18 protein-coding genes are annotated in these 20,677 nt (G+C 46.3%); 13 read left to right on the top strand and 5 right to left on the bottom strand.

Annotated features, from left to right (window positions below):
• Positions 1–15 precede the first annotated feature (15 nt).
• The 3 genes from ABIE27_RS23505 (at position 16) to dnaI (ending at position 3,117) form a co-directional block, all read left to right on the top strand.
• The gene (locus ABIE27_RS23505; RefSeq protein ID WP_123064676.1) at positions 16–945 is read left to right on the top strand and encodes an ABC transporter permease; all 930 of its coding nucleotides are present in this window, start codon (positions 16–18) and stop codon (positions 943–945) included.
• A gap of 90 nt (positions 946–1,035) precedes the next feature.
• Positions 1,036–1,890, top strand: coding sequence for a carbohydrate ABC transporter permease (locus ABIE27_RS23500; RefSeq protein ID WP_429351690.1), 855 nt, complete (start codon positions 1,036–1,038; stop codon positions 1,888–1,890).
• Positions 1,891–2,166: 276 nt separating this feature from the next.
• Positions 2,167–3,117 carry a primosomal protein DnaI gene (dnaI, locus tag ABIE27_RS23495; protein ID WP_090919464.1) on the top strand — a complete coding sequence of 317 codons (951 nt, stop codon included), beginning with the start codon at positions 2,167–2,169 and terminating at the stop codon, positions 3,115–3,117.
• Between the two features lie 171 nt (positions 3,118–3,288).
• Here the strand turns inward: dnaI and ABIE27_RS23490 are convergent, their stop codons facing one another.
• Complete coding sequence (locus tag ABIE27_RS23490; protein WP_090919461.1) at positions 3,289–3,444, bottom strand: YqzM family protein; 156 nt, start codon at positions 3,442–3,444, stop codon at positions 3,289–3,291.
• A gap of 264 nt (positions 3,445–3,708) precedes the next feature.
• On the opposite strand from ABIE27_RS23490, the gene trxA reads away from it, so the two are divergent.
• Together trxA and uvrC are read left to right on the top strand one after the other, a co-directional pair.
• A complete protein-coding gene (gene trxA / locus ABIE27_RS23485) occupies positions 3,709–4,026 on the top strand; it encodes a thioredoxin (RefSeq protein ID WP_090919457.1) in 318 nt (105 codons plus the stop codon).
• Between the two features lie 394 nt (positions 4,027–4,420).
• On the top strand, positions 4,421–6,508 hold the full coding sequence (uvrC, locus tag ABIE27_RS23480) for an excinuclease ABC subunit UvrC (RefSeq protein ID WP_429351648.1): 2,088 nt from the start codon (positions 4,421–4,423) through the stop codon (positions 6,506–6,508).
• Here the strand turns inward: uvrC and ABIE27_RS23475 are convergent.
• Positions 6,477–8,174, bottom strand: coding sequence for a CPBP family intramembrane glutamic endopeptidase (locus tag ABIE27_RS23475; protein WP_429351647.1), 1,698 nt, complete (start codon positions 8,172–8,174; stop codon positions 6,477–6,479). The two genes, uvrC and ABIE27_RS23475, sit on opposite strands and share 32 nt — an antisense overlap.
• 482 nt (positions 8,175–8,656) lie before the next feature.
• Between ABIE27_RS23475 and ABIE27_RS23470 the strand changes: the two genes are divergently transcribed.
• Positions 8,657–9,976: a TrkH family potassium uptake protein gene (locus ABIE27_RS23470; RefSeq protein ID WP_429351689.1), complete on the top strand. Its 1,320-nt coding sequence runs from the start codon at positions 8,657–8,659 to the stop codon at positions 9,974–9,976.
• A gap of 33 nt (positions 9,977–10,009) precedes the next feature.
• Positions 10,010–10,681 (top strand): potassium channel family protein, encoded by a 672-nt coding sequence (locus ABIE27_RS23465; RefSeq protein ID WP_123064672.1) that lies wholly within the window; start codon positions 10,010–10,012, stop codon positions 10,679–10,681.
• A 97-nt stretch (positions 10,682–10,778) separates the two neighbouring features.
• Here ABIE27_RS23465 and ABIE27_RS23460 read toward each other — a convergent pair whose 3' ends face one another.
• Positions 10,779–11,702, bottom strand: a complete 924-nt coding sequence (locus ABIE27_RS23460) for a LysR family transcriptional regulator (RefSeq protein WP_123064671.1) — start codon at positions 11,700–11,702, stop codon at positions 10,779–10,781.
• A gap of 362 nt (positions 11,703–12,064) precedes the next feature.
• Here ABIE27_RS23460 and ABIE27_RS23455 point away from each other — a divergent pair, with 362 nt between their 5' ends.
• From ABIE27_RS23455 to ABIE27_RS23430, 6 genes are all read left to right on the top strand, one after another.
• The gene (locus tag ABIE27_RS23455; protein WP_123064670.1) at positions 12,065–12,733 is read left to right on the top strand and encodes a succinate dehydrogenase cytochrome b558 subunit; all 669 of its coding nucleotides are present in this window, start codon (positions 12,065–12,067) and stop codon (positions 12,731–12,733) included.
• Positions 12,734–12,861: 128 nt separating this feature from the next.
• The gene (sdhA, locus tag ABIE27_RS23450) at positions 12,862–14,604 is read left to right on the top strand and encodes a succinate dehydrogenase flavoprotein subunit (protein ID WP_123064669.1); all 1,743 of its coding nucleotides are present in this window, start codon (positions 12,862–12,864) and stop codon (positions 14,602–14,604) included.
• Positions 14,605–14,880: 276 nt separating this feature from the next.
• Positions 14,881–15,645 carry a succinate dehydrogenase iron-sulfur subunit gene (sdhB, locus tag ABIE27_RS23445; protein ID WP_123064668.1) on the top strand — a complete coding sequence of 255 codons (765 nt, stop codon included), beginning with the start codon at positions 14,881–14,883 and terminating at the stop codon, positions 15,643–15,645.
• A gap of 190 nt (positions 15,646–15,835) precedes the next feature.
• Entirely contained in the window at positions 15,836–16,792 is a 957-nt protein-coding gene (locus ABIE27_RS23440; protein WP_123064667.1) for a metallophosphoesterase, read from the top strand.
• Positions 16,793–16,823: 31 nt separating this feature from the next.
• Complete coding sequence (locus tag ABIE27_RS23435; protein WP_123064666.1) at positions 16,824–17,555, top strand: metallophosphoesterase family protein; 732 nt, start codon at positions 16,824–16,826, stop codon at positions 17,553–17,555.
• A gap of 144 nt (positions 17,556–17,699) precedes the next feature.
• Positions 17,700–18,338 (top strand): GNAT family N-acetyltransferase, encoded by a 639-nt coding sequence (locus tag ABIE27_RS23430; RefSeq protein WP_123064665.1) that lies wholly within the window; start codon positions 17,700–17,702, stop codon positions 18,336–18,338.
• Between the two features lie 270 nt (positions 18,339–18,608).
• On the opposite strand, the gene ABIE27_RS23425 is transcribed toward ABIE27_RS23430, so the two are convergent.
• Positions 18,609–19,418 carry a histidinol-phosphatase gene (locus ABIE27_RS23425; protein ID WP_123064664.1) on the bottom strand — a complete coding sequence of 270 codons (810 nt, stop codon included), beginning with the start codon at positions 19,416–19,418 and terminating at the stop codon, positions 18,609–18,611.
• Between the two features lie 32 nt (positions 19,419–19,450).
• Positions 19,451–20,353, bottom strand: a complete 903-nt coding sequence (locus ABIE27_RS23420; protein WP_090919420.1) for a LysR family transcriptional regulator — start codon at positions 20,351–20,353, stop codon at positions 19,451–19,453.
• Positions 20,354–20,677 lie beyond the last annotated feature (324 nt).

Below are 20,677 nucleotides of genomic sequence, written 5' to 3'. Positions count from 1 at the left end.
AGGAGGATCCCCGCAATGAGTACATTTTTTAAACATCTGATCAAAAACCGAGTCATGCTGCTCATGGTGCTACCCGGCGCTATCTGGTTTTTCTTCTTCTCGTACCTGCCGCTTGTAGGCACCGTCGCAGCCTTTAAGCAATACCGCTTCAGTCGTGAAGGCTTCTGGGCCAGCCTGAGGAAGAGTGAGTGGGTAGGGTGGGACAACTTTAAATTTTTGTTCAGCACCAATGATGCCTGGCTGATTACACGCAATACGCTTTTGTATAATATCGCCATCATTTTTCTGGGTCTGGTCTGTGCGGTTGGACTTGCAATCCTGCTCTCCGAACTGATCAACAAACGTCTTGCCAAGCTGTATCAAACCGGGATGTTCCTGCCGTATTTTCTATCCTGGGTCATTGTTGGTTACTTCGTATTCAGCTTCCTGAGTATGGATCGCGGCATGTTGAATCAGATGATTGGCTGGTTCGGATTCGAACCGATTCAGTGGTATTCGGAGGCCAAGTATTGGCCGTATATTCTGATTTTTGTGGCGTTGTGGAAAACGATCGGATACAGCAGTATCGTCTACCTCGCCTCCATTCTGGGTATCGACAAGTCGCTGTATGAAGCCGCCATGATTGACGGTGCGAGCAAATGGCAGCAGATTCGCAACATTACGATACCGTTGCTGTCTCCAATTATTACGATTATGACCCTGCTCGCTGTGGGACGTATTTTCTACGCGGATTTTGGCCTCTTTTATCAAGTGCCGAGAGATTCGGGAACGCTGTATTCCGTTACAAACGTGATCGATACGTATGTGTATCGCGGTCTGAAAACAAGCGGCGAGATCGGCATGAGCACGGCAGCAGGTTTGTATCAATCCGTTGTAGGCTTTGTGCTTGTCATCATCTCCAACTATGTGGTTCGCAAAATCGATAAAGACAGCAGCTTATTCTAGGAAACAAGAAAGGTGTGAACTTCTGTGGCTCATGCTAGGCTTGTCAAAAAACGCGACTTCCACCACGTATCTGCTGCCTGGAACGTGATTATGAATATCATCGCCGGACTCTTTGCATTAATCTGTGTATTTCCGTTTGTCTTTGTTGTCATCATCTCGTTTACGGATGAAAAGGTGCTGGCTCGTGACGGGTATCGTCTGATTCCGGCGGAATGGAGCCTCGCGGCCTATCAGTTTGTGTGGCAGAGCGGGGATACGCTGTTGCGGGCGTATGGCGTGACCATTCTGGTGACGGTACTGGGCATGATCATAAGTCTAGTTCTGATGTCACTGTATGCCTATGCGATCTCTCGCAAGAGTTTCCGTTATCGGAGGTTTTTCTCCATCTTTGCCATCCTGACGATGCTGTTCAACGGCGGCATGATCCCGACATATATGGTGGTTTCTCAGCTACTTGGCATGAAGGATACGATCTGGGCATTAATTCTGCCGCTGGCGATGAACGCTTTTTACATCATGATCTTGCGTACGTTCTACTCGACCAGTGTACCGGATGCAATTATCGAATCGGCGAGAATTGATGGTGCCGGAGAATTTTATACGTTTCTGAAAATCGTCATTCCTTTGTCGCTGCCGGGTCTGGCCACGATTGGTTTGTTTAGTACACTCGGCTATTGGAACGACTGGTTCAATGCCCTTTTATATATTGATAATCCCAATCTGGTGCCGCTGCAATCGATGCTGATGCGAATTGAGTCGAGCATTCAATTTATTCAGCAGAACTCGGCTAGCAGCTCGATGAGTCTGGCTGCCATGCAGTCCATTCCGCAGGATACATCCCGGATGGCCATGGTTGTGCTAGCCACACTGCCGATCATATTCGCTTATCCGTTCTTCCAGCGTTATTTCGTGCAGGGGCTGACGGTGGGTGCAGTGAAAGAATAACCGGAGTCCTCTTAAGAAATGGAGAGTTATAAATTGATGTTATACAAGTATGAAAGAAGAAACGTTACCGAATGAGTCGGGCAGGAGACTATACAACAAGATTTGAAAGAGGGGGACTACCGCTACGACACAATCAAAATCCAACCCGAGTGAGATTGTAACCGAGAGGTTACGCCAATTATAGAGTTCGACGATTTTCCAGATGTATCTGTTGAGTTATTGGTGGCTTTTCTATAGAATGAACAGTATTAAACAACCAAAAGGGGGCTTGAAGCCATGGAATCCTTGGGAGGACTGCTTCAGCAGCTGAACCCTTCCTTTCGTGAGCAGTCGCGGCGAATTATGGCGGATTTGTTGGAAGACCCGTACGTGCGCGAGTTCCGCGCAGGTCATCCTGAACTGAAAGATACACAGCTCATGCCCGATCTGAGCAAGCTGTTTCAGTATGCCAAAGATTCGAAGAACTGCGCGAATTGTCCGGGACTCGACAACTGTCCCAACGATTTTCAGGGTCATTTCTGCAAACTGGAAGTAGAGAACTTCAACGGTAAACCCGAAATTATAGATATTAAAGCACCTTGCTCGAAACAGATCGCCCGGCAAAATGAACATATCATCAAACAGCGGATTCGCAGTTTTTACGTGGATGAACGTGCCCTAAGTGCTGGATATAATGATGTGGAAATTATGGGTAAAGATCGTATGCGTGCGCCAGCGGTGAACCGTGTGCTTCGTTACATTAGCGAGACCAAGGCCAATGGACTTTCAACGCAGGGGTTATATCTGGAAGGTTCGTTTGGAACGGGCAAAACGTTTCTGATGTGTTATTTGCTACATGAACTCGCGGTTGCGGGGCATACAGGTGTCATCATTTATATGCCTGACTTTGTAGAGGATTTGAAATCCATGATCAGTGAAGGACAGAAGCTCAAGGAAATGACGGATGTTCTGAAAAGCTGTGACCTGCTCATCTTTGACGATATTGGTGCAGAGAACCTGAACCCATGGGTACGGGATCATGTGATGGGCTCTATTCTCAACTATAGGATGAATCGCAAGCCAACGTTCTATACGTCCAATTACAATCTGGAAGGGCTTGAGAAACACTTGAGCTTTACGAACCGGGATGGCGAGGAATCGAACAAAGGTCAACGTCTGATGGATCGGATTCGTCCATTTGTGGATGTTATTCAGGTACGGGGCGAAAATCAGCGGGGGAAGAGTTAAGTCATTTTTCTTTTTAAGACAAGTCCTCATGCCGGAAAGTTACATTGCATTAACAGCTGGAATCATTGTGATCTTACGTTAAAAATAGATGAACCAAAAAAGCCTGGCTTTCGCAATATGCGAGAACCGGGCTTTTTTGGTCTGCGAGAGCCTGAAACTGCCTTGAACATCCTATTCGGTCAGGAATTTAAAAATTACCATACCAAAAAAGATAACAGTCATCAGGCCGCCCATGCCGACAACGCCCATAATCAGATCAAAGAGATCGCTACGCGGCTCTTCGTTCACATGTTCACGCGGGTCGGTCATCCGAATATTAGCGTCCATTGTGTTGCCTCCTTTGAGGATTGACAGCTTGACCTGCAAGCAGGGCTACAATCCGGAGTAATTTTAGTATACTTGGAAAAGAAAGCGTTTGTAAAGATTTTGCAGACGACCTGCTATACCTGTAATTGTGAAGATTTCATGTTGGGAAGATGAACATTAGCTGTTCATTTCACATGTCAAACGCACATGTGTTATACTGGAAGTGTCGTTCACGACGTTACAGGTTAAAATAAAACCGTAAGTATATATAAGGAGGACAATTTCATGGCTATTGTTAACGTATCCGATCAATCCTTTAACACAGAAGTCGAAGGAGAAGGAACGGTTCTGGTTGATTTCTGGGCGCCTTGGTGTGGTCCTTGCAAAATGCTCGCTCCAATCCTGGAAGAGCTGTCCACAGAAGTTGGCGATTCCGTAAAAATTGCTAAAGTAAACGTGGATGAGAATCCAGAGTCTGCTTCCCGTTTCGGCGTAATGAGCATTCCAACACTGATCTTCTTCAAAGATGGTCAACCGGTTGATAAAGTGGTTGGTTTGAACTCCAAAGAAGCACTTAAAGGAATCATCGAAAAACATCAATAAGATGTAAAACACTTTATAAGTGCAGGCTGACACATCGCCTCCGGTTTACATGCCGGGGGCGTTTTGCGTCGATAAGCGATATGTAGGACAATATAAAAGTAATATATAAATGATGTGATAAATTATTTATATTATATAATTGAATATAAAATGAAACTGGAAATTTACATGATTAACGGAGAGGACAGAAATGAACAGGAGAAGCGAAGCTAAAAGCTTTCTGAAAGAAAGCTGCATCGGAAGCATACGCTTTAGCCTTTATCACCGGATTTTCCCTTTGAAAAGGGATCAAAAAAATCTGGGGATAACAGCTACTCTCCAGGTTCTTCTGTCATTGGAGTGTAACATGTAAGGTGAAGGCTTCAATTTTTCGGAAGGGAGGACCCACCGAATTATGGATCCATTTATGCAGGAGTTAGACGCACAGGAGAAGGCATTGGAGCAGATTCGTCACAAGCTTGCATTGCTTCCAGACCTGCCGGGCTGTTATTTGATGAAAAACAGTGAGGGTACGATTATTTACGTCGGTAAAGCCAAAGTGCTTAAAAATCGCGTGCGCTCTTATTTTATTGGCAGTCATAATGGAAAAACACAGCGTCTTGTATCCGAAATCCGTGATTTTGAATACATCGTGACAGGCAGCAATATGGAAGCACTGATTCTGGAGTGTAACCTGATCAAAAAACATATGCCTCGTTACAACGTATTGCTTAAAGATGATAAAACGTTTCCTTATCTTAAAATAACGAATGAAAAGCATCCGCGGCTCGAAGTGACTCGCCGAGTGCTGAAAGATAAAGCCAAATACTTCGGTCCATATCCGAACTCGTATGCGGCACACCAAACGAAAAAACTGCTGGATCGGATGTATCCGCTCCGCAAATGCGGTGTAATGCCAAAGGAAGTTTGCCTCTATTACCATATGGGCCAATGCCTTGCTCCTTGTGTGAAGGAAGTTGGCAAAGAGCAGTATGACGAGATTTCGCAGGAGATCGGGTCATTTCTGAGCGGCGGGCATGAAGAGATTAAAAAGGACTTGCAACGCAAGATGCAGGAAGCCGCTGAAGATTTGTATTTTGAACGTGCCAAAGAGCTGCGTGACCAGGTGATTGCGATTGATGCGATCATGGAAAAACAGAAAATTACGATGGCGGATGCCAGAGACCGCGACGTCTTTGGATTTGCGATTGATAAAGGCTGGATGTGTGTCCAGATTCTATATATGCGTCAGGGAAAAATGATTGAACGTCATGTATCCACCTTCCCGTTCTACGGTGAGGCCTACAATGACTTCATGTCCTATGTAACCCAGTATTACAGTGATAATCCGGCGTTGCCACAGGAAATATTACTACCGGAGATGCCGAAAGAACTGCTCTCTGACGAGGCAACAAACGATTCCGCAAAAGTGGATCATGCGAATACATCCGAGGACAAACATTCGGAGGAAACGGTTGAATCCATGCAGGAGGAATTACAAGTCGGGATGAATCAGACCGCTGCTTCGATGCCAGTTGTTGCCGAGACACTTGCAGCTTATGGGGCGGATGCAACCGAGGAAGAAAAGAACAATACAGACGAATTGCAGGATACATCCAATACCAAACTGCCATCCGAGATGGAGGACCCTTCCCAGATGGCTGCTTCTCTGCAAGAGTGGTTGGACATTAAAGTACACATCCCGCAACGCGGACTGAAACGCCAGATGATTACGATGGCACTCGACAATGCACGGGTGGCATTGGAGGAGAAGTTCCGTCTTATTGAGCGTAATGAAGAGCGGACATCTAAGGCTTCCGAGGGATTGGGGCGCTGGATCGGTCTGGAGCAGTTAAGACGAATTGAAGCTTTTGATAACTCGAACATTCAGGGTACGAATCCGGTGTCTGCCATGATTGTGTTTACCGACGGTAAACCGGATAAGAAGGAATATCGTAAATATAAAGTCCGCTCTGTCGAGGGGCCGGATGATTATGAAACGATGCGTGAAGTTATTCGTCGTCGTTATGAGCGAGTGCTTAAGGAAAACTTGACCCAGCCTGACTTGATTGTAGTCGATGGTGGTAAAGGACAGATTTCCGCAGCTGTGGACGTGCTTGAGAACGAGCTTGGGCTATTCATTCCGGTGTGTGGATTGGTGAAGGACGCCAAACACAAAACATCACAACTGATGATTGGTAATCCACCAGAGGTGATTGCTCTGCCGCGGGACAGTCAGGAGTTTTATCTGTTACAGCGGATTCAAGAAGAGGTTCACCGGTTCGCCATCTCGTTTCACCGTGAGCAACGCGGTAAGTCGATGGTTACGTCTAGGCTCGATGCGATTCCGGGTATCGGGGAGAAGCGGCGTAAGCTGCTTTTGAAGCATTTTGGCTCTCTGCGCAAAATAAAAGAGGCCAGCGTCGAAGACTTCCGGCCTCTGTCGATTGGTGATAAACTGGCAAATCAAATTATTGCAGCACTTCGTGATGAGGAGTCGTGACATACGGCTTCTCTTTTTGTTTTGGATTGAAACGGTAGACCATGTATCCAACAATAGCCGGCAGCACAATCCAAAAGATTCCGGCTCCGATGTTCAGCGCGTCTCCCATGAAAATCAAGCTGAGTCCCATCAGCAGGCTGTCGAAGATGACATGTGCAAAAACGACGGCAATAAAGCCGTGACGCAACATGATCAGGCTGAACAGCAATCCGATGACAGTCAGTTCAATCGGGCGTGTAATGACCGGATAGATCGGATAAAGCGTGTGTCCGAGTGCCCAAATAATTGTAGGAATCAGACAGGCGATGAACGTGTTCCGCACAACCTTTTGCATCATTCGAATACCAAACAGTCGGTATACCGCTTCTTCGCCAATACCGGCCATCCATGCCATAATCGGGAAGATCCAGGCATATGTCATGTTATACGTCGATTGATCTGCCGAGGTTGTAGACCATGTACCGATGCTGCGTTCCAGAATAAAGAACAGAACCGATTGTACACCTAGCAGAATAAAAGCCCATAGATAACCGGTGTACATGCTATGCAGCACATACTTGCCATAACCCGGCTCCTTGGCACGAGGCCATGGATTCAATCCGATTTTGCGCCACATGCCGTCCCCAGCGACAAGCGACAGATAGATCGTAGCACTCATCACGATGGTTATGCCGGTCTGAATGAGCATGAGGAACACTAACATGAAGCTTGAGAGCCCCTGTGCCTGGAAGAGAGGCAGCATGTTCAGTGTACCGATCATAGAAGCTGCAAAGTACACCAGTGACAAGACTATACCTCGTTTGAACGATGTATTTGCACGAGCCAGAATGCTGTATATGATGGCAAGTACACCAAGAACAAACGTCAGAAAAGCGTAACCACCGTAAGTTAACCAATTAGCCAGTTGGGTCTGGTCTTTAACATAATCCGTGTGGGATTCCGGTACGGAGAACTCCGAATCGAACGAACGGACAGCTCCATTTTCAAATGTAAAATTCAATTCTAGCTTGGAGTTGCCAATCGTTTTACTTGTATCCGTGTACTTCAGACCCGGCTCGCCATCTCGTGTATCCAGTTGGAGCGTTGGGATGTCATATCCGAATTCTTTCAAAACTCCAGCCGCGATTTCTTCTTTTTCGTTCAATGGCATATTGCCTTCTGCAAGCGACTCTGAAGTGCTTCTAATGCCCTGTTCTTGCTCTGATTCAACGGCCGTATACAGGGAGGAAGGTAATACCCGTTTGAAAGCGACTACCTTGCCTGTTTTCATATGTACGTCAACGTTAAGGTAACCCCCGCTGTTCTGATCAAGCAAACGTACGCGGTACACATCGTAAGGATAGGTTGCTTCCCATTTTTTATTGTACGTGGCAAGCTGTTTCGTCTTCGCCATATAACCGTAAATATCGGAATGGGTCTGATACGTTACAAGGGGTTTACTGGCATTGCTGGGGAGCGTATAGTCATCAACAGAAGCCGCGAATGAACGTGCAGATTGGATCGCTTGATCCTTGCTAATGAAGGATGTTGACGAAATTTCTGTCGTTTGTGATGAAGTCGCAGGAAAGATCTGAAAGACAAAAAATAAAATCAGGCCGATCACCGCAAGCAACCCCAAACGCTTGAAGTTAGCCTTAAGTTGCAAAGGTTGCCCTAAGGGATTCATGGAATGGTGTTCCTCCTTTTTTCAATTACATCGTAATGTAAAGATAGCACAGGGTATGTCCTTAATGCTAATGACAGGGCGAAAACAGGTGTAAATCTTTGAAAATGCATGAAAATGATCGAAAAAATCTGATCTTGCCGTCCGGGTGTAGGTGTTTTTCCCGTTTTGAACAAATTCGATGTTATTTACCCGAAAATCGTTTTGTGTGCATTCGCTGCAGCGCTTATAATTTTGAAGCAAATATGCAAAAATCCGCATGTCTAGGGTCTAACAAGGGAACGAATAGAACGGAAAGAACTAACAGAGCTAGAGCTAACTGAGATATCATCATATACAAGGGTGGATACTAACTCCAGTTGGGTGCATATCAATTCCAATTATATGATGTTTTTTATGAATCATACTTGAGCTCCACAGGGTGGAGTTATTTTCTTTTTTTAGCAGAGGTGGATGATACAGAAGTGAAAGCAAATGTTCAATGGATGCGATTATCGCCGCCGCGTATTCTGGTATTAGGATTTGCTGGCATTATTATGTTAGGCACACTGCTGTTGATGTTGCCGGTATCGAGCCGAAGTGGTGAAAGTCTTGCATTCATCGATGCACTTTTCACAGCAACGTCGGCCGTCTGTGTAACCGGGCTCGTTGTTGTGGATACGGGAACCTATTTTACAGTGCTGGGTCAGGTGATTATTGCCATTCTGATTCAGATCGGCGGACTCGGCTTTATGACCATGTCTACGCTGGTTGCGATTGCGTTCAAACGGAAAATCTCGCTCAAGGAGCGATTGATCTTACAGGAAGCGATGAATCAGAGCACGATGGAAGGCATTGTGAGGCTGATTCGCAAGGTTGTGATCTACTCGCTTATTTTGGAGGGGATTTGCGGTACATTGTTTGCACTGCGCTGGTCACTTGATATGCCGATTGGGCAGGCTATGTATTACGGTTATTGGCACGCCATCTCCATGTTTAATAATGCCGGGTTTGATATGTTTGGTCATTTCAGCAGTCTGACGGGTTATGTCTATGATCCGCTTGTTAATTTTACCGCCATGTTTCTCATTGTTTCGGGTGGGATCGGTTTTGTGGTGTTGTCCGATTTGGTGGAATATCATAAAACAAAGAAGTTATCGTTGCATTCCAAAGTTGTTTTGCTGATGACGGCTTTGTTAATTATGTTTGGTGCACTGGTCATTTTTGTGTTCGAGTTCAGCAACCCGCGAACGCTGGGCGGCTTGAACTGGGGCGGTAAGTTACTCGGGTCTTTCTTCCAATCTGTGACACCAAGAACGGCCGGGGCAAACACGGTGGATATCGCCGGACTGCGGCAGGCTACGCAATTTTTCATGATTATATTGATGTTTATCGGTGCATCGCCAGGGTCAACCGGGGGCGGCATCAAAACAACAACGTTTCTGATTATGGCCGGAGCAGTCATTGCCATGATGCGCGGCCGGGAGGACATCGTTTTTTTCCGATACCGGCTTGTGCAGGAACGGATTTTCAAAGCACTCACCATTACACTACTGGCACTGTTATTCATTATCACGGTAACGATGATATTGAGTACGACGGAGGACAGTAATTTTCTGATGATATTATTTGAAACGACATCCGCTTTTGGTACCGTAGGACTATCTCTTGGCTTGACGCTTAAACTCACCACATTTGGCAAGTTAATGATCTGTTTTACCATGTTTGCAGGACGGCTTGGACCCATCACGCTGGCGTATGCACTGGGGCAGAAAAAGGGTAAGGATTTATACAGGTATCCGGAAGGCAAAATGATAATTGGTTAGTGATTACTAGGATAGAGGGGTTCGTGAAGAACGATGAAAAAACAGCAGTTTGCGGTCATTGGACTTGGGCGGTTTGGCTCCAGTCTGGCACAGGAATTAATGGAACTAGGTTATGAGGTGCTCGGCATTGATAAAAATGAAGAGCTCGTCGAAGACATGAGTGACCTGGTCACTCACGCTGTCGTAGCGGATGCTACGGATGAAGAAGTGCTCCGCTCACTGGGCATTCGTAATTTTGATTGTGGCATCGTTGCCATTGGTGACGATATTCAGACGAGTATCCTTACCGCGATTCTGCTCAAAGAGCTGGGGGTCAAAACGGTTGTCGCTAAAGCCATCTCTGTTCTTCACGGACGAGCACTCGACAAGCTGGGCATAGACCGTGTCGTGTACCCTGAACGGGATATGGGCATCCGGGTCGCTCACCAATTGGTTACGCCAAACCTGCTGGATTACATCGAATTGTCCAATGACTACAGTATTGTAGAGATGAAAGTACCTGCATGTCTGCACAATAAAACCCTCTCCAGCTTGAATGCACGTGTACGCTTTAACTGCAGCATTGTAGCCCTGCAAAAAGAAGCCGGGGTCATTATTGCCCCGACGGCAATGGATTCGCTGCAAATGGGGGATATTATGGTCATTATTGGCAATAATGATGACATCGACCGGTTTGAAGAAGAAGTCATTAGTGAGGAGAGTTGAGTAGCTCAGTTATGTTGATCGTTATCCTCCTTCAAGAGAATAAACAGCTTTAAAAGCTTGTCCTGATCAATAGAAAAGCTACTCCTTCTTAATGAAATCAAGGCGTTGTTGTCCTTCGTGAGGGCAATGACGCCTTTGCTGTAAAAAATGCAGCAGTCTCCCTGACCCATTGTCTCGCGGTTTCGCTGAGATTTTCCTTTTCCCCATAGATCATGCAAGTTGTTCTTCGGGTCTGTTTCAACTGAGGTAAATGCACGGCAACGAGATCGTTATCTGCCAGCAGCTGTGGACGAAGATAAGATTTGGGAAGCAGGGCAGCGGCTTTACAGGTCGGCAGAAGACGGATAATGGCTTCAAATGAATCAATCTCCATGCGAATGTCAGGCATTACGGTGCAGCGCTGGAACAGATCGTCTGTGAGCTTGCGGTACCATGTTCCTTTGGAAAACGTAATCATGGGCAGGTCCTGCAGATGCTCCATACCTGCTTCCTTACCTGCAAGAGGGTGCGTTAGCGGCACAACCAGCTCCAAATGATCATCAAATAGTGGAACGCAATTGAGTCCCGTTTCGCTAATGGACGAGGCTACAATGCCCACATCGGCTTTTTTATCACGTACAAAAGAAACGATCTCATGGGTCTTGCCTGTTAGCAACTTTAATTCTGCATGAGGATGCTTCTCCATAAAAGCGTTGACGAGTGGGGGTAAGGTGGTCTGAAGTGTCGTCAGGCTCGCTCCTAGCGTAATAGTGCTCTGTTCCTCATCCTTGTATTGAGATAACATGGTGAGAAATTTCTGCTGTTGTTGTTTCTGCTCGACGGCAAAGGTGTAGGCGAGTTGGCCTACGCTGGTTAATTCCAGTCGTTTGCCGCGGCGATGAAAGAGGGATACGCCCAGTTCATCTTCCAGCTTGGAAATTTTACGAGAGAGTGCAGGCTGAGACAGATTCAGTAACTTGGATGCTCGGTTTAGACTGGACTGCTCTACAACCGCTGCAAATGCGTTTAAGTCTTCGAACATGAACACAAACCTCTTTTCATTATGAGTGTGATTCTTGCCCTTGATTAATCGTTTGCCTTATTGTATGGCACTTCAACTTGCTGCCTTCATTGATATATTAGGTTACAATCGCATCGTTGCGATGGTATAACCCTTACAAAACCTTTGTTTCAACACTTATACCTATAGGTTATAACATTTAATAATTATATTGCAATTCCCTTATAAGAAAAAAAGGAGTAACATGAATCGTGACACAAGTTGTTCACACCTGATCAAAACGGAACAATTTGTCGAACCTTCTCATGCAAGAAGGATACGTGTCATGATATACGAATGGTTTTATGAAAACGTTGTATTTAGCGAAAGGGGATCGACATTTTATGAAAGGGTTTTACTCCAGAAAGCTGCACTCCTTGCTTGGCGTCATTCCGCTCAGTCTGTTTTTTCTAGAGCATCTGGTGACGAACTTCTCGGCAGTTGAAGGCGGCAAAGAAGCTTTTAACGGTGCGGTTGCCTTCTTGAACAGCCTTCCGCTCGTCATTGTTTTGGAAACGTTTCTGATCTGGCTGCCGCTGTTCTATCACGGTGTATATGGTCTGTACATTGCTTATCAGGCCAAGCCTAACGTGGGTCGTTACGGTAATGAGCGCAACTGGCGTTATACGTTGCAGCGGATCAGTGGTGTCATCACGTTTGTATTTGTGATCTGGCACGTATGGGAGACGCGCGTACAAGTGGCTCTCGGCAACGTAACTCACGAAGAGTTGGGCGGTGTTATCCATAACATCGTGATGAATCCGGTAACATTTATTCTATATTTAATCAGTGTTGTGGCGGCATCATATCACTTTGCTAACGGACTCTGGTCGTTCCTCGTTAGCTGGGGAATTACAGTGGGGCCTCGTGCACAGCGCGTGTCCTCGTATGTGTGCATGAGCTTGTTCGCACTGGTATCCATCATGTTTATCGCTTCATTGTTTGCTTTCCGGAATGTAGATTTCCAGACAGCTACGTCAATGATTGATGCGGTAAAATCTGTTTTGGTTTAAATTTGGAGAATGAATACTTATAGACTCGATTTTTGAATTAACAAGTAGAGATTGAGTCTATGAATGAACACTTTCTGAGATCTTAAATCTTAATGAATAATGCTTACTTATAAGGGAGTGAACTAGCAATGGCATCATCGAATGTAATTATTGTGGGCGGCGGTCTCGCGGGATTGATGGCGGCGATCAAATCGGCTGAAGCCGGAGTCCATGTTCATTTATTTTCACTGGTTCCTGTTAAAAGATCCCACTCCGTATGTGCCCAGGGCGGTATCAACGGTGCGGTAAATACGAAAGGGGAAGGCGACTCTCCATGGGTACACTTTGACGATACGGTTTATGGCGGAGACTTCCTTGCCAACCAACCACCCGTTAAAGCGATGTGTGAAGCAGCACCAGGCATCATTCACCTGATGGACCGGATGGGCGTTATGTTCAACCGTACGCCGGAAGGTTTGCTCGATTTCCGCCGTTTCGGAGGAACGAAGCATCACCGTACAGCATTTGCTGGAGCAACAACAGGGCAGCAACTGCTTTACGCATTGGATGAGCAAGTACGCCGCTGGGAAGCAGCGGGTCTCGTGACCAAGTATGAGAACTGGGAGTTCCTTCAAGCCGTTGTGGACGATGAAGGGGTATGCCGCGGTATCGTCGCGCAGGATCTGAAAACGATGAAGGTACAAACGTTCCCAGCCGAAGCCGTTATTCTGGCGAGCGGTGGTCCGGGTATCATTTTCGGTAAAACAACAAACTCCGTTATCAATACAGGTACAGCTGCAAGTGCGGTATATCAGCAAGGCGTGAATTATGCCAACGGTGAGTTCATTCAGATTCACCCGACAGCGATTCCAGGAGATGATAAGCTGCGTCTGATGTCCGAATCGGCGCGTGGTGAAGGTGGACGGATCTGGACATACAAAGACGGCAAACCTTGGTATTTCCTTGAGGAGAAATATCCATCCTACGGTAACCTTGTTCCGCGTGATATCGCGACACGTGAAATCTTCAGCGTCTGCGTAGACATGGGACTAGGTGTGAATGGCGAGAACATGGTATATCTCGACCTCTCTCACAAAGATCCGAAGGAACTGGATGTCAAACTGGGCGGAATCATTGAAATCTATGAGAAATTCATGGGTGACGATCCGCGTAAAATTCCGATGAAAATCTTCCCGGCTGTTCACTATTCCATGGGTGGCATGTGGGTAGATTATAATCAAATGACTAACATTCCAGGGCTGTTTGCAGCTGGCGAATGTGAATATCAATATCACGGTGCAAACCGCTTGGGTGCAAACTCACTCGTATCCGCAATTTATGGTGGTATGGTGGCAGGGCCAAAAGCGGCTGAATATATCAAAGGACTTAAGAAGTCCTCTGCGGATATCTCTTCTTCCGTATTTGATGGTTATACGAAGCGTCAAACCGACAAATACGAAGGCATCATGAAAATGCAAGGTACGGAAAATGCTTATGTGATTCACAAAGAGTTGGGTGAGTGGATGACAGCCAACATGACGGTGGTTCGCTACAATGACAAGCTTGAAGCAACCATTGGCAAAATCAAGGAATTGAAAGAGCGTTATGGCAAAATCAACATGTATGACAACTCCGGCTGGAACAATCCGGGTGCGGCATTTACTCGCCAGTTGTGGAACATGCTTGAACTTGCTGAAGCGATGACACTCGGCGCATTGCTGCGTAATGAGAGCCGCGGAGCGCACTACAAACCGGAATTCACAGAGCGTAACGATGAAGAGTTCCTAAAAACAACTATCGCGAGCTGGTCAAAAGAAGGCCCGCAAATCTCGTACGAGCCTGTTGACGTATCCCTGATTCCACCGCGTATCCGGGACTACTCAAAAGACTAAGCTTCCACAAAAATTACAGCAATCCAGATGAATGGATTGCAGTTTCCAGCAAAGCAGCACGAGGTGCACGGCGTAGCGTAGGGAGTGGAAATGCCCGAAAGAAGCGAAGCGTTCGCGTTTATCATCGAATTTTCAACCTAGTAAGGGTGGATCAAACAAATTCGAGGATAATGGCGATCCAAAGGGCATTCCACGACTGGAGCGCCTACCCCGAGTACCAACATAGCTTTGCGCACCAGCAATACAATCATCGTCACCAGAGGAGGGGACAACGATATGGCGGAACAAGCAACAGCAAGCAAAACCGTCAAGTTTATTATCACCCGTCAAGACAGCCCGGAGTCATCTTCGTACACCGAAGAGTTTGAGCTTCCGTACCGTCCGAACATGAACGTGATCAGTGCCCTAATGGAAATCCAGCGGAACCCGGTAAATAAAGATGGAAAGTCCATCGCTCCGGTGTGCTGGGAATCCAACTGTCTTGAAGAAGTGTGCGGCGCCTGCTCCATGATTATTAATGGCAAACCGCGTCAAGCGTGTGCAGCTTTGATCGACAAGCTTGAACAACCCGTTCGTATTGAACCGATGAAAACTTTCCCGGTGGTACGTGACCTTGTCATTGACCGCACTCGGATGTTTAACGCTCTAAAACGCGTTAAAGCATGGATTCCTATCGATGGCACGTATGACCTTGGTCCAGGGCCTCGGATGCCTGAGAAGAAACGTCAGTGGGCTTACGAGCTGTCCAAATGTATGACTTGTGGCGTATGTCTCGAAGCTTGTCCGAACGTTAACGAAAAAACCGACTTTATTGGTCCAGCGGCGCTGTCCCAGGTACGTCTGTTTAACGCTCACCCTACAGGTGAGATGAACGCAGAAGAACGTCTGGAAGCGTTGATGGACGATGGCGGTATTGAAGGTTGCGGAAACTCCCAGAACTGTGTGCGTTCATGTCCAAAAGGCATCCCGCTCACTACGTCTATCGCTGAGATGAATAAACAAACCACCAAGCATATGTTCAAACGTTGGCTGGGTGTATAATGGTGTAATAGCGAAGCAGAGGTTCACGCTGCTTCTCGGAGAAGTCGTGGTCCCGCGCAGAGTTTGGCGGGTCACGGCTTCTTTTGTCATCAACCGAAGTAAGCGGGCATCCTGTGCAAAATATGGTATACTACAGGGATGGATATAGCCTATAACAACTATTAAGAAAACCGACCCGAGGAGGGGAATGATGGGAAAGACACCACGTTTGAACAGCGGCAGCTCGCCGTCCCGGCACTTAAACAGGCCAAACGGTTCGAATGAACCTCTTTTTCCTGGAAAAGAAAAGGATCATGACCCTTCTCGTCGAATGTTCCAACTACGAAAACATGTGATGACTTTAGTAGCGAGTGTGCTGACACTGGGATACGCACTTTGGGAACCTCGGCGTTTACAAGTCAATCATATTGATCTTAAGTTCCCGTCATTTCCCGAAGCGTTTGATGGACTGCGTGTCGTTCATTTCAGTGATGTACACCTTGGTTTTCATACAGGGCAGAAAAAGTTGAGCAAGCTGGCAGGACAGATCAAGGATCAGCAACCGGATCTCATCTGTTTTACCGGAGATATCGTTGAGAGACAATCCGAGCCGATGCGTGAGTGCGTACCGATTCTAGCCTCTATGACAGCAAGGTACGGAAAGTTTGCTGTGCTCGGGAATCATGATTATCGAGGACGGCAACAACAGGACGTGATAGCTATGTTCCGTGAAGCGGGCTTTACCCTGTTACTGAATGAGCATGCCGTTATCGAACGTGGAAACGGGAAGTTTGCAGTAGTAGGTCTGGATGATGCGTTAACAGGCGAGCCCAACTTGGACGAGGCCGTTACAGGGTTAAGTGAGGGTGCATGGAAACTGCTACTTATGCATGAACCGGATTATGCCGATTATGCCGCTCCGCATGGATTTGGGTTGCAACTCTCCGGTCACAGTCATGGTGGTCAAGTTCGTTTTCCCTGGTTCGGTGCAATGACAACTCCACGGGGGTCACGCAAATATGTTCAGGGATTGCATTATACATCTAAGCCCCAGATGCCCGTTTACGTGAATCGGGGATTTGGCATGACGCAGCTTCCCATTCGTTTTCTATGCAGACCTGAACTGACCGTGCTTCGTTTAAGCCGGGATGATGTAAGTGAAAGATAAGGCTTAACAAACATGAATGGGGGTTAATCAGATGGAACGTATAGCGATTGTATCCGACATTCATGGCAACATGACTGCCTGGGAAGCTGTGATGAAAGATATGCAGCGTCGTGGTTTGAACAGGATATTTTGTCTGGGTGATCTTGTGGGCAAAGGGCCGCAACCAGCCGAAGTGGTGGATCAGGTCAGAGCAACATGTGAAGTGGTCATTCGTGGCAACTGGGATGAACTGATCGCAGTGAATCAGGATGTCCGTGATTTCACATGGCAAGCTGAGCGACTGGGAGCCGACAGAGTGGCTTATTTGGCGAGTCTTCCTTTCAGTTATGAGTTCAAATTAAGCGGACGGACCGTTCGATTAGTCCATGCTTCACCGCAAAGTGTCTACCATCGCGTACAGCCATGGGATGAGATGGATAAGCGGCTGGCCATGTTTGATCCTCCAACGGATGATTCAGGGACAGGTGTGGCTGAGGTGGTCGGGTATGGTGATGTCCATAATGCTTTCCTTCAATATCTTGAAGGGAAAATGCTGTTTAACACAGGAAGCGTAGGGAATCCGCTTGATCTGCCACAAGCCTCATATTGTATTCTTGAAGGGGAATACGGCGAGGATAGCCAAAAACCGTTTAACCTTCAGTTTGTTCGGGTTCCTTACGACATTGAACATGAAGTACGGATTGCACAAAAAGCAGAAGTACCGGCACTTGAGGCATATATTCGTGAAATACGCTCAGGTATTTATCGCGGATTACAAGAGTAAATGTAGTATCTTGACCGAATAAAGCTGAACAATTACAGGACATACTACAATTTATGTCATTCGATCAGTAGTATCATGCCGGATCATCCTTAGAGCTTGCTTGTCTTACCGGACTAGAGCCCGTTAGGCAAAGGAGTGATTGTCATGCTTAATCGAAATATGCTAATTCAAGGGCTGCCAGCCTTATGGACAGAGCGTCTTGTACTTCGGTCATTACGTCAAAGTGATTATATCACTTTATCTGAACTCTTATCCGATCCTCAGGTGATTCGTTACGTCAATCGAGGGAGTCAACCTCCACCCATTCGGGCGAGAAAACTACTAAACCAGATTCGGAGCAGCAGTGCCAAACTGGATTCATTGCATTACGGTATCTGTTGGAAAGGCAGAGAGCAAGTAATCGGCATTACCTCTTTTCAACATTGGAATGATCAAAAAGGGACCGCACAGATCGGTTACATCTTGGACAAGGCGTGCTGGGGGAAAGGTGTGGCAACAGAAGCGGTGCATCGCCTGCTGACATTCGGTTTTGATGAGCTTCATCTGTGGAGAGTTGAAGCACGCTGTTATGAGGCCAATGGTTCCTCTGAACGGGTACTGCTTAAAATGGGTATGACCTATGAGCGGAATCTTCCGTCATATGGCCTGAACGATGGAGAAGACAAGTCATTCGAAAGCCCCATGGATGTTAAGGTGTATGGCATGTACCGCGAACAGTTCCAGCATGATCTGTATCGGGGACAGCTTCATAAACTGGCATCGAACAAGCCAGGAATATCATAACGTAATAGAGGATAAGGAACTGAAACAAACTTCAATCATTTGTTACACAATTGAAATATAGTTGCAATTGAACTCTAACAGACAAGGGGTAAACTTATCTCATGACCCCCTTTTTGATAATAGATAATGCTGTTGGAACCCGCGATGAGCGGGTTCATTTTTTTGTTTAAAGTTATTGTGCCTGATCTACTAGGGAATAGATAAAACAAGAAAAGAAAAGATCCTCACGCATATTCATGTTACGTGGGGATCTTTGTGTTTCGTTAACTTTTATAGAGGAACAATCTGCATTTGCTTTTGTTTGAAATATACCCACTCGGTGAAACCGATCTCCCGCAGACGTGTGCGTACAAGGTCAAGCTCATCTCCTACCCGGCCGGGGATATGAGCATCTGAACCAAAGGTGACTTTTACACCGAAATGATTGGCACGTTCCAGAATAGCATCGGATGGATACCAACCGCCACTAAGCTTGGTCTTGCCTGAGGTGTTGATCTCAATCGCAACGTTTGCATCGGCTATCACCTGAAGAGCTTCGTCAATCGCATGGTCTGCAACAATTTCGGAGAATGGCGGATAATTGCCTTTCATCGCATCAATATGTCCGAGAATCTGGAACATGCCGCTGCGGGCCGATTCTGCGATTAACGCATAGTAGCCTTCTTTCACTTCAATTTTACGAGCATTACTTAGTCCGTTCCAACGGGTTTTGTTGAAAATACTGATATCTTCCGTGTGATGAACGGAACCGATAATGTAGTCAAACGGGTACTGTCCCAACGTTGTCCGGTACAATTCAGCATGAGTTGGAAAGTAGTCGGATTCGATTCCGAGCAAAACGTCAATTTTACCGGCATATTTTTCTTTTAACGCGAGCACTTCAGCTACATAATGTTGTAATTCAGATTTACCCATTGCAATCCGTGGATGCGCCTGCTCCAGTTCACTTCCAAAGTAAGGGGTGTGATCCGAGATTCCAATAGCCTGAAGTCCTGCCTCAATCCCTGCTTCAATGTAATCCCTGATGTTGCCGTCCGCATGACCGCAGCGAAAATGGTGTGTATGAAGATCAAATTTCATATGGAATCCCTACCCTTTCTTATCCTATGTTTTTATTCCGAACTGATAAATTGAGTCTCCGGCATGCCTTTGAGATCACTCAGAAACTGATGCATCGCCGAATTCAGATAACGACTGGATTTATAGATGACACCTACAGGGTGGCTGACCTCCAGCTCACTTAAAGGAATCATGCGGAGTGTACCTTGCCGCAGCTCCTGTGCAACAGATTGTTTGGAGATAATGGCTGCACCCAGATCAATCTCAACCATTCGTTTCACTTCTTCACTACTCGACAACTCCATGACAACATTGGGTTCGATGTTATATTTTTTGAACACGGCTTCTGTGAACCTGCGCCCAACCGTATCCGGAGACAGTAGAATCAGAGGTGTGCTTCGCAGTACATCAACTGCGGCATGTTTTTTCTTCGCCAGCGGGTGGGAAGGGGATACAACGAGTTCGAATGTATCGTAGTACAGCACCGATGTACTGAGGTTAGGATTCCGTTCGGTAAGATATCCAATTCCGATATCCACCAGACCGTTCTCGACCTGTGTATAAATCTGCGCGGAAGGCAGAGATTGTATGCTTGTTTTAATGAGTGGAAATTGATCCTGAAAGTAAGAGAGCACCCTTGGCAATATTTGAATCGCAATGGACGTTGTTGTTCCGAGTACAATACGTCCTTGTGGCGTTTCATCAAGATCGGACAGCTTTTGTTTCAATTCGTCTACAATATCGAGCATCCGTTCAGCATGTTCCAGAAAAACCTGTCCGCGATCTGTGAGGGTTACGGGTTGATTCCGATCGACGAGAACGGTGTTGAATTCGTCTTCCAGACTTTTGATCTGAGCGGAGACAGCCGGCTGTGTCAGGTTAAGAAGTTCTCCCGCTTTACGAAAACTCATCGTTTTGGAAATAGTAATCAGCGTTTCGAGTTGGCTGATGTTCATATACGGCCTCCTTGCAACAAAATATCCTCTGTATGTCATGTGTCATGCAGTGAATTCCGTGACGGGTTATGTTTCTTTTATCTTAAATTATAGGGGATTACGGAGATCAGAGCAATGAAGGGCATGCGCCTATTAGAAAGTAGACTAACGGACTAAATAAATGGAATAAATGTGTAGCAAGCCAAAATTTTAAATTTTAACTATATACACAACCGGTATAAAAGTCCTATACCCCTTTTACAGTGTCAACGAAGGAATAATATTTCTTTCCAAAAGTGTAAAGCGACAAAAACAGCTATAAACATTTGCTATTCTAATGACGAT

This window comes from Paenibacillus sp. 4624, assembly GCF_050435065.1.
Classification (GTDB): Bacteria; Bacillota; Bacilli; order Paenibacillales; family Paenibacillaceae; genus Paenibacillus; species Paenibacillus amylolyticus_D.
The sequence above is the reverse complement of the archived record's forward strand: the minus strand, read 5'-3'. Positions and strand labels throughout refer to the sequence as shown.

What these genes read in the sequence shown, in the direction of transcription:
- ABIE27_RS23505 (WP_123064676.1), top strand. Translation starts at nt 16, where the DNA reads ATGAGTACATTTTTTAAACATCTGATCAAAAACCGAGTCATGCTGCTC.
- sdhA (WP_123064669.1), top strand. Translation starts at nt 12,862, where the DNA reads ATGGCATCATCGAATGTAATTATTGTGGGCGGCGGTCTCGCGGGATTG.
- ABIE27_RS23455 (WP_123064670.1), top strand. Translation starts at nt 12,065, where the DNA reads ATGAAAGGGTTTTACTCCAGAAAGCTGCACTCCTTGCTTGGCGTCATT.
- ABIE27_RS23475 (WP_429351647.1), bottom strand. Translation starts at nt 8,174, where the DNA reads ATGAATCCCTTAGGGCAACCTTTGCAACTTAAGGCTAACTTCAAGCGT.
- ABIE27_RS23420 (WP_090919420.1), bottom strand. Translation starts at nt 20,353, where the DNA reads ATGAACATCAGCCAACTCGAAACGCTGATTACTATTTCCAAAACGATG.
- ABIE27_RS23425 (WP_123064664.1), bottom strand. Translation starts at nt 19,418, where the DNA reads ATGAAATTTGATCTTCATACACACCATTTTCGCTGCGGTCATGCGGAC.
- sdhB (WP_123064668.1), top strand. Translation starts at nt 14,881, where the DNA reads ATGGCGGAACAAGCAACAGCAAGCAAAACCGTCAAGTTTATTATCACC.
- uvrC (WP_429351648.1), top strand. Translation starts at nt 4,421, where the DNA reads ATGGATCCATTTATGCAGGAGTTAGACGCACAGGAGAAGGCATTGGAG.
- ABIE27_RS23490 (WP_090919461.1), bottom strand. Translation starts at nt 3,444, where the DNA reads ATGGACGCTAATATTCGGATGACCGACCCGCGTGAACATGTGAACGAA.
- trxA (WP_090919457.1), top strand. Translation starts at nt 3,709, where the DNA reads ATGGCTATTGTTAACGTATCCGATCAATCCTTTAACACAGAAGTCGAA.
- ABIE27_RS23500 (WP_429351690.1), top strand. Translation starts at nt 1,036, where the DNA reads ATGAATATCATCGCCGGACTCTTTGCATTAATCTGTGTATTTCCGTTT.
- ABIE27_RS23435 (WP_123064666.1), top strand. Translation starts at nt 16,824, where the DNA reads ATGGAACGTATAGCGATTGTATCCGACATTCATGGCAACATGACTGCC.
- ABIE27_RS23440 (WP_123064667.1), top strand. Translation starts at nt 15,836, where the DNA reads ATGGGAAAGACACCACGTTTGAACAGCGGCAGCTCGCCGTCCCGGCAC.
- ABIE27_RS23470 (WP_429351689.1), top strand. Translation starts at nt 8,657, where the DNA reads ATGCGATTATCGCCGCCGCGTATTCTGGTATTAGGATTTGCTGGCATT.
- ABIE27_RS23430 (WP_123064665.1), top strand. Translation starts at nt 17,700, where the DNA reads ATGCTTAATCGAAATATGCTAATTCAAGGGCTGCCAGCCTTATGGACA.
- dnaI (WP_090919464.1), top strand. Translation starts at nt 2,167, where the DNA reads ATGGAATCCTTGGGAGGACTGCTTCAGCAGCTGAACCCTTCCTTTCGT.
- ABIE27_RS23465 (WP_123064672.1), top strand. Translation starts at nt 10,010, where the DNA reads ATGAAAAAACAGCAGTTTGCGGTCATTGGACTTGGGCGGTTTGGCTCC.
- ABIE27_RS23460 (WP_123064671.1), bottom strand. Translation starts at nt 11,702, where the DNA reads ATGTTCGAAGACTTAAACGCATTTGCAGCGGTTGTAGAGCAGTCCAGT.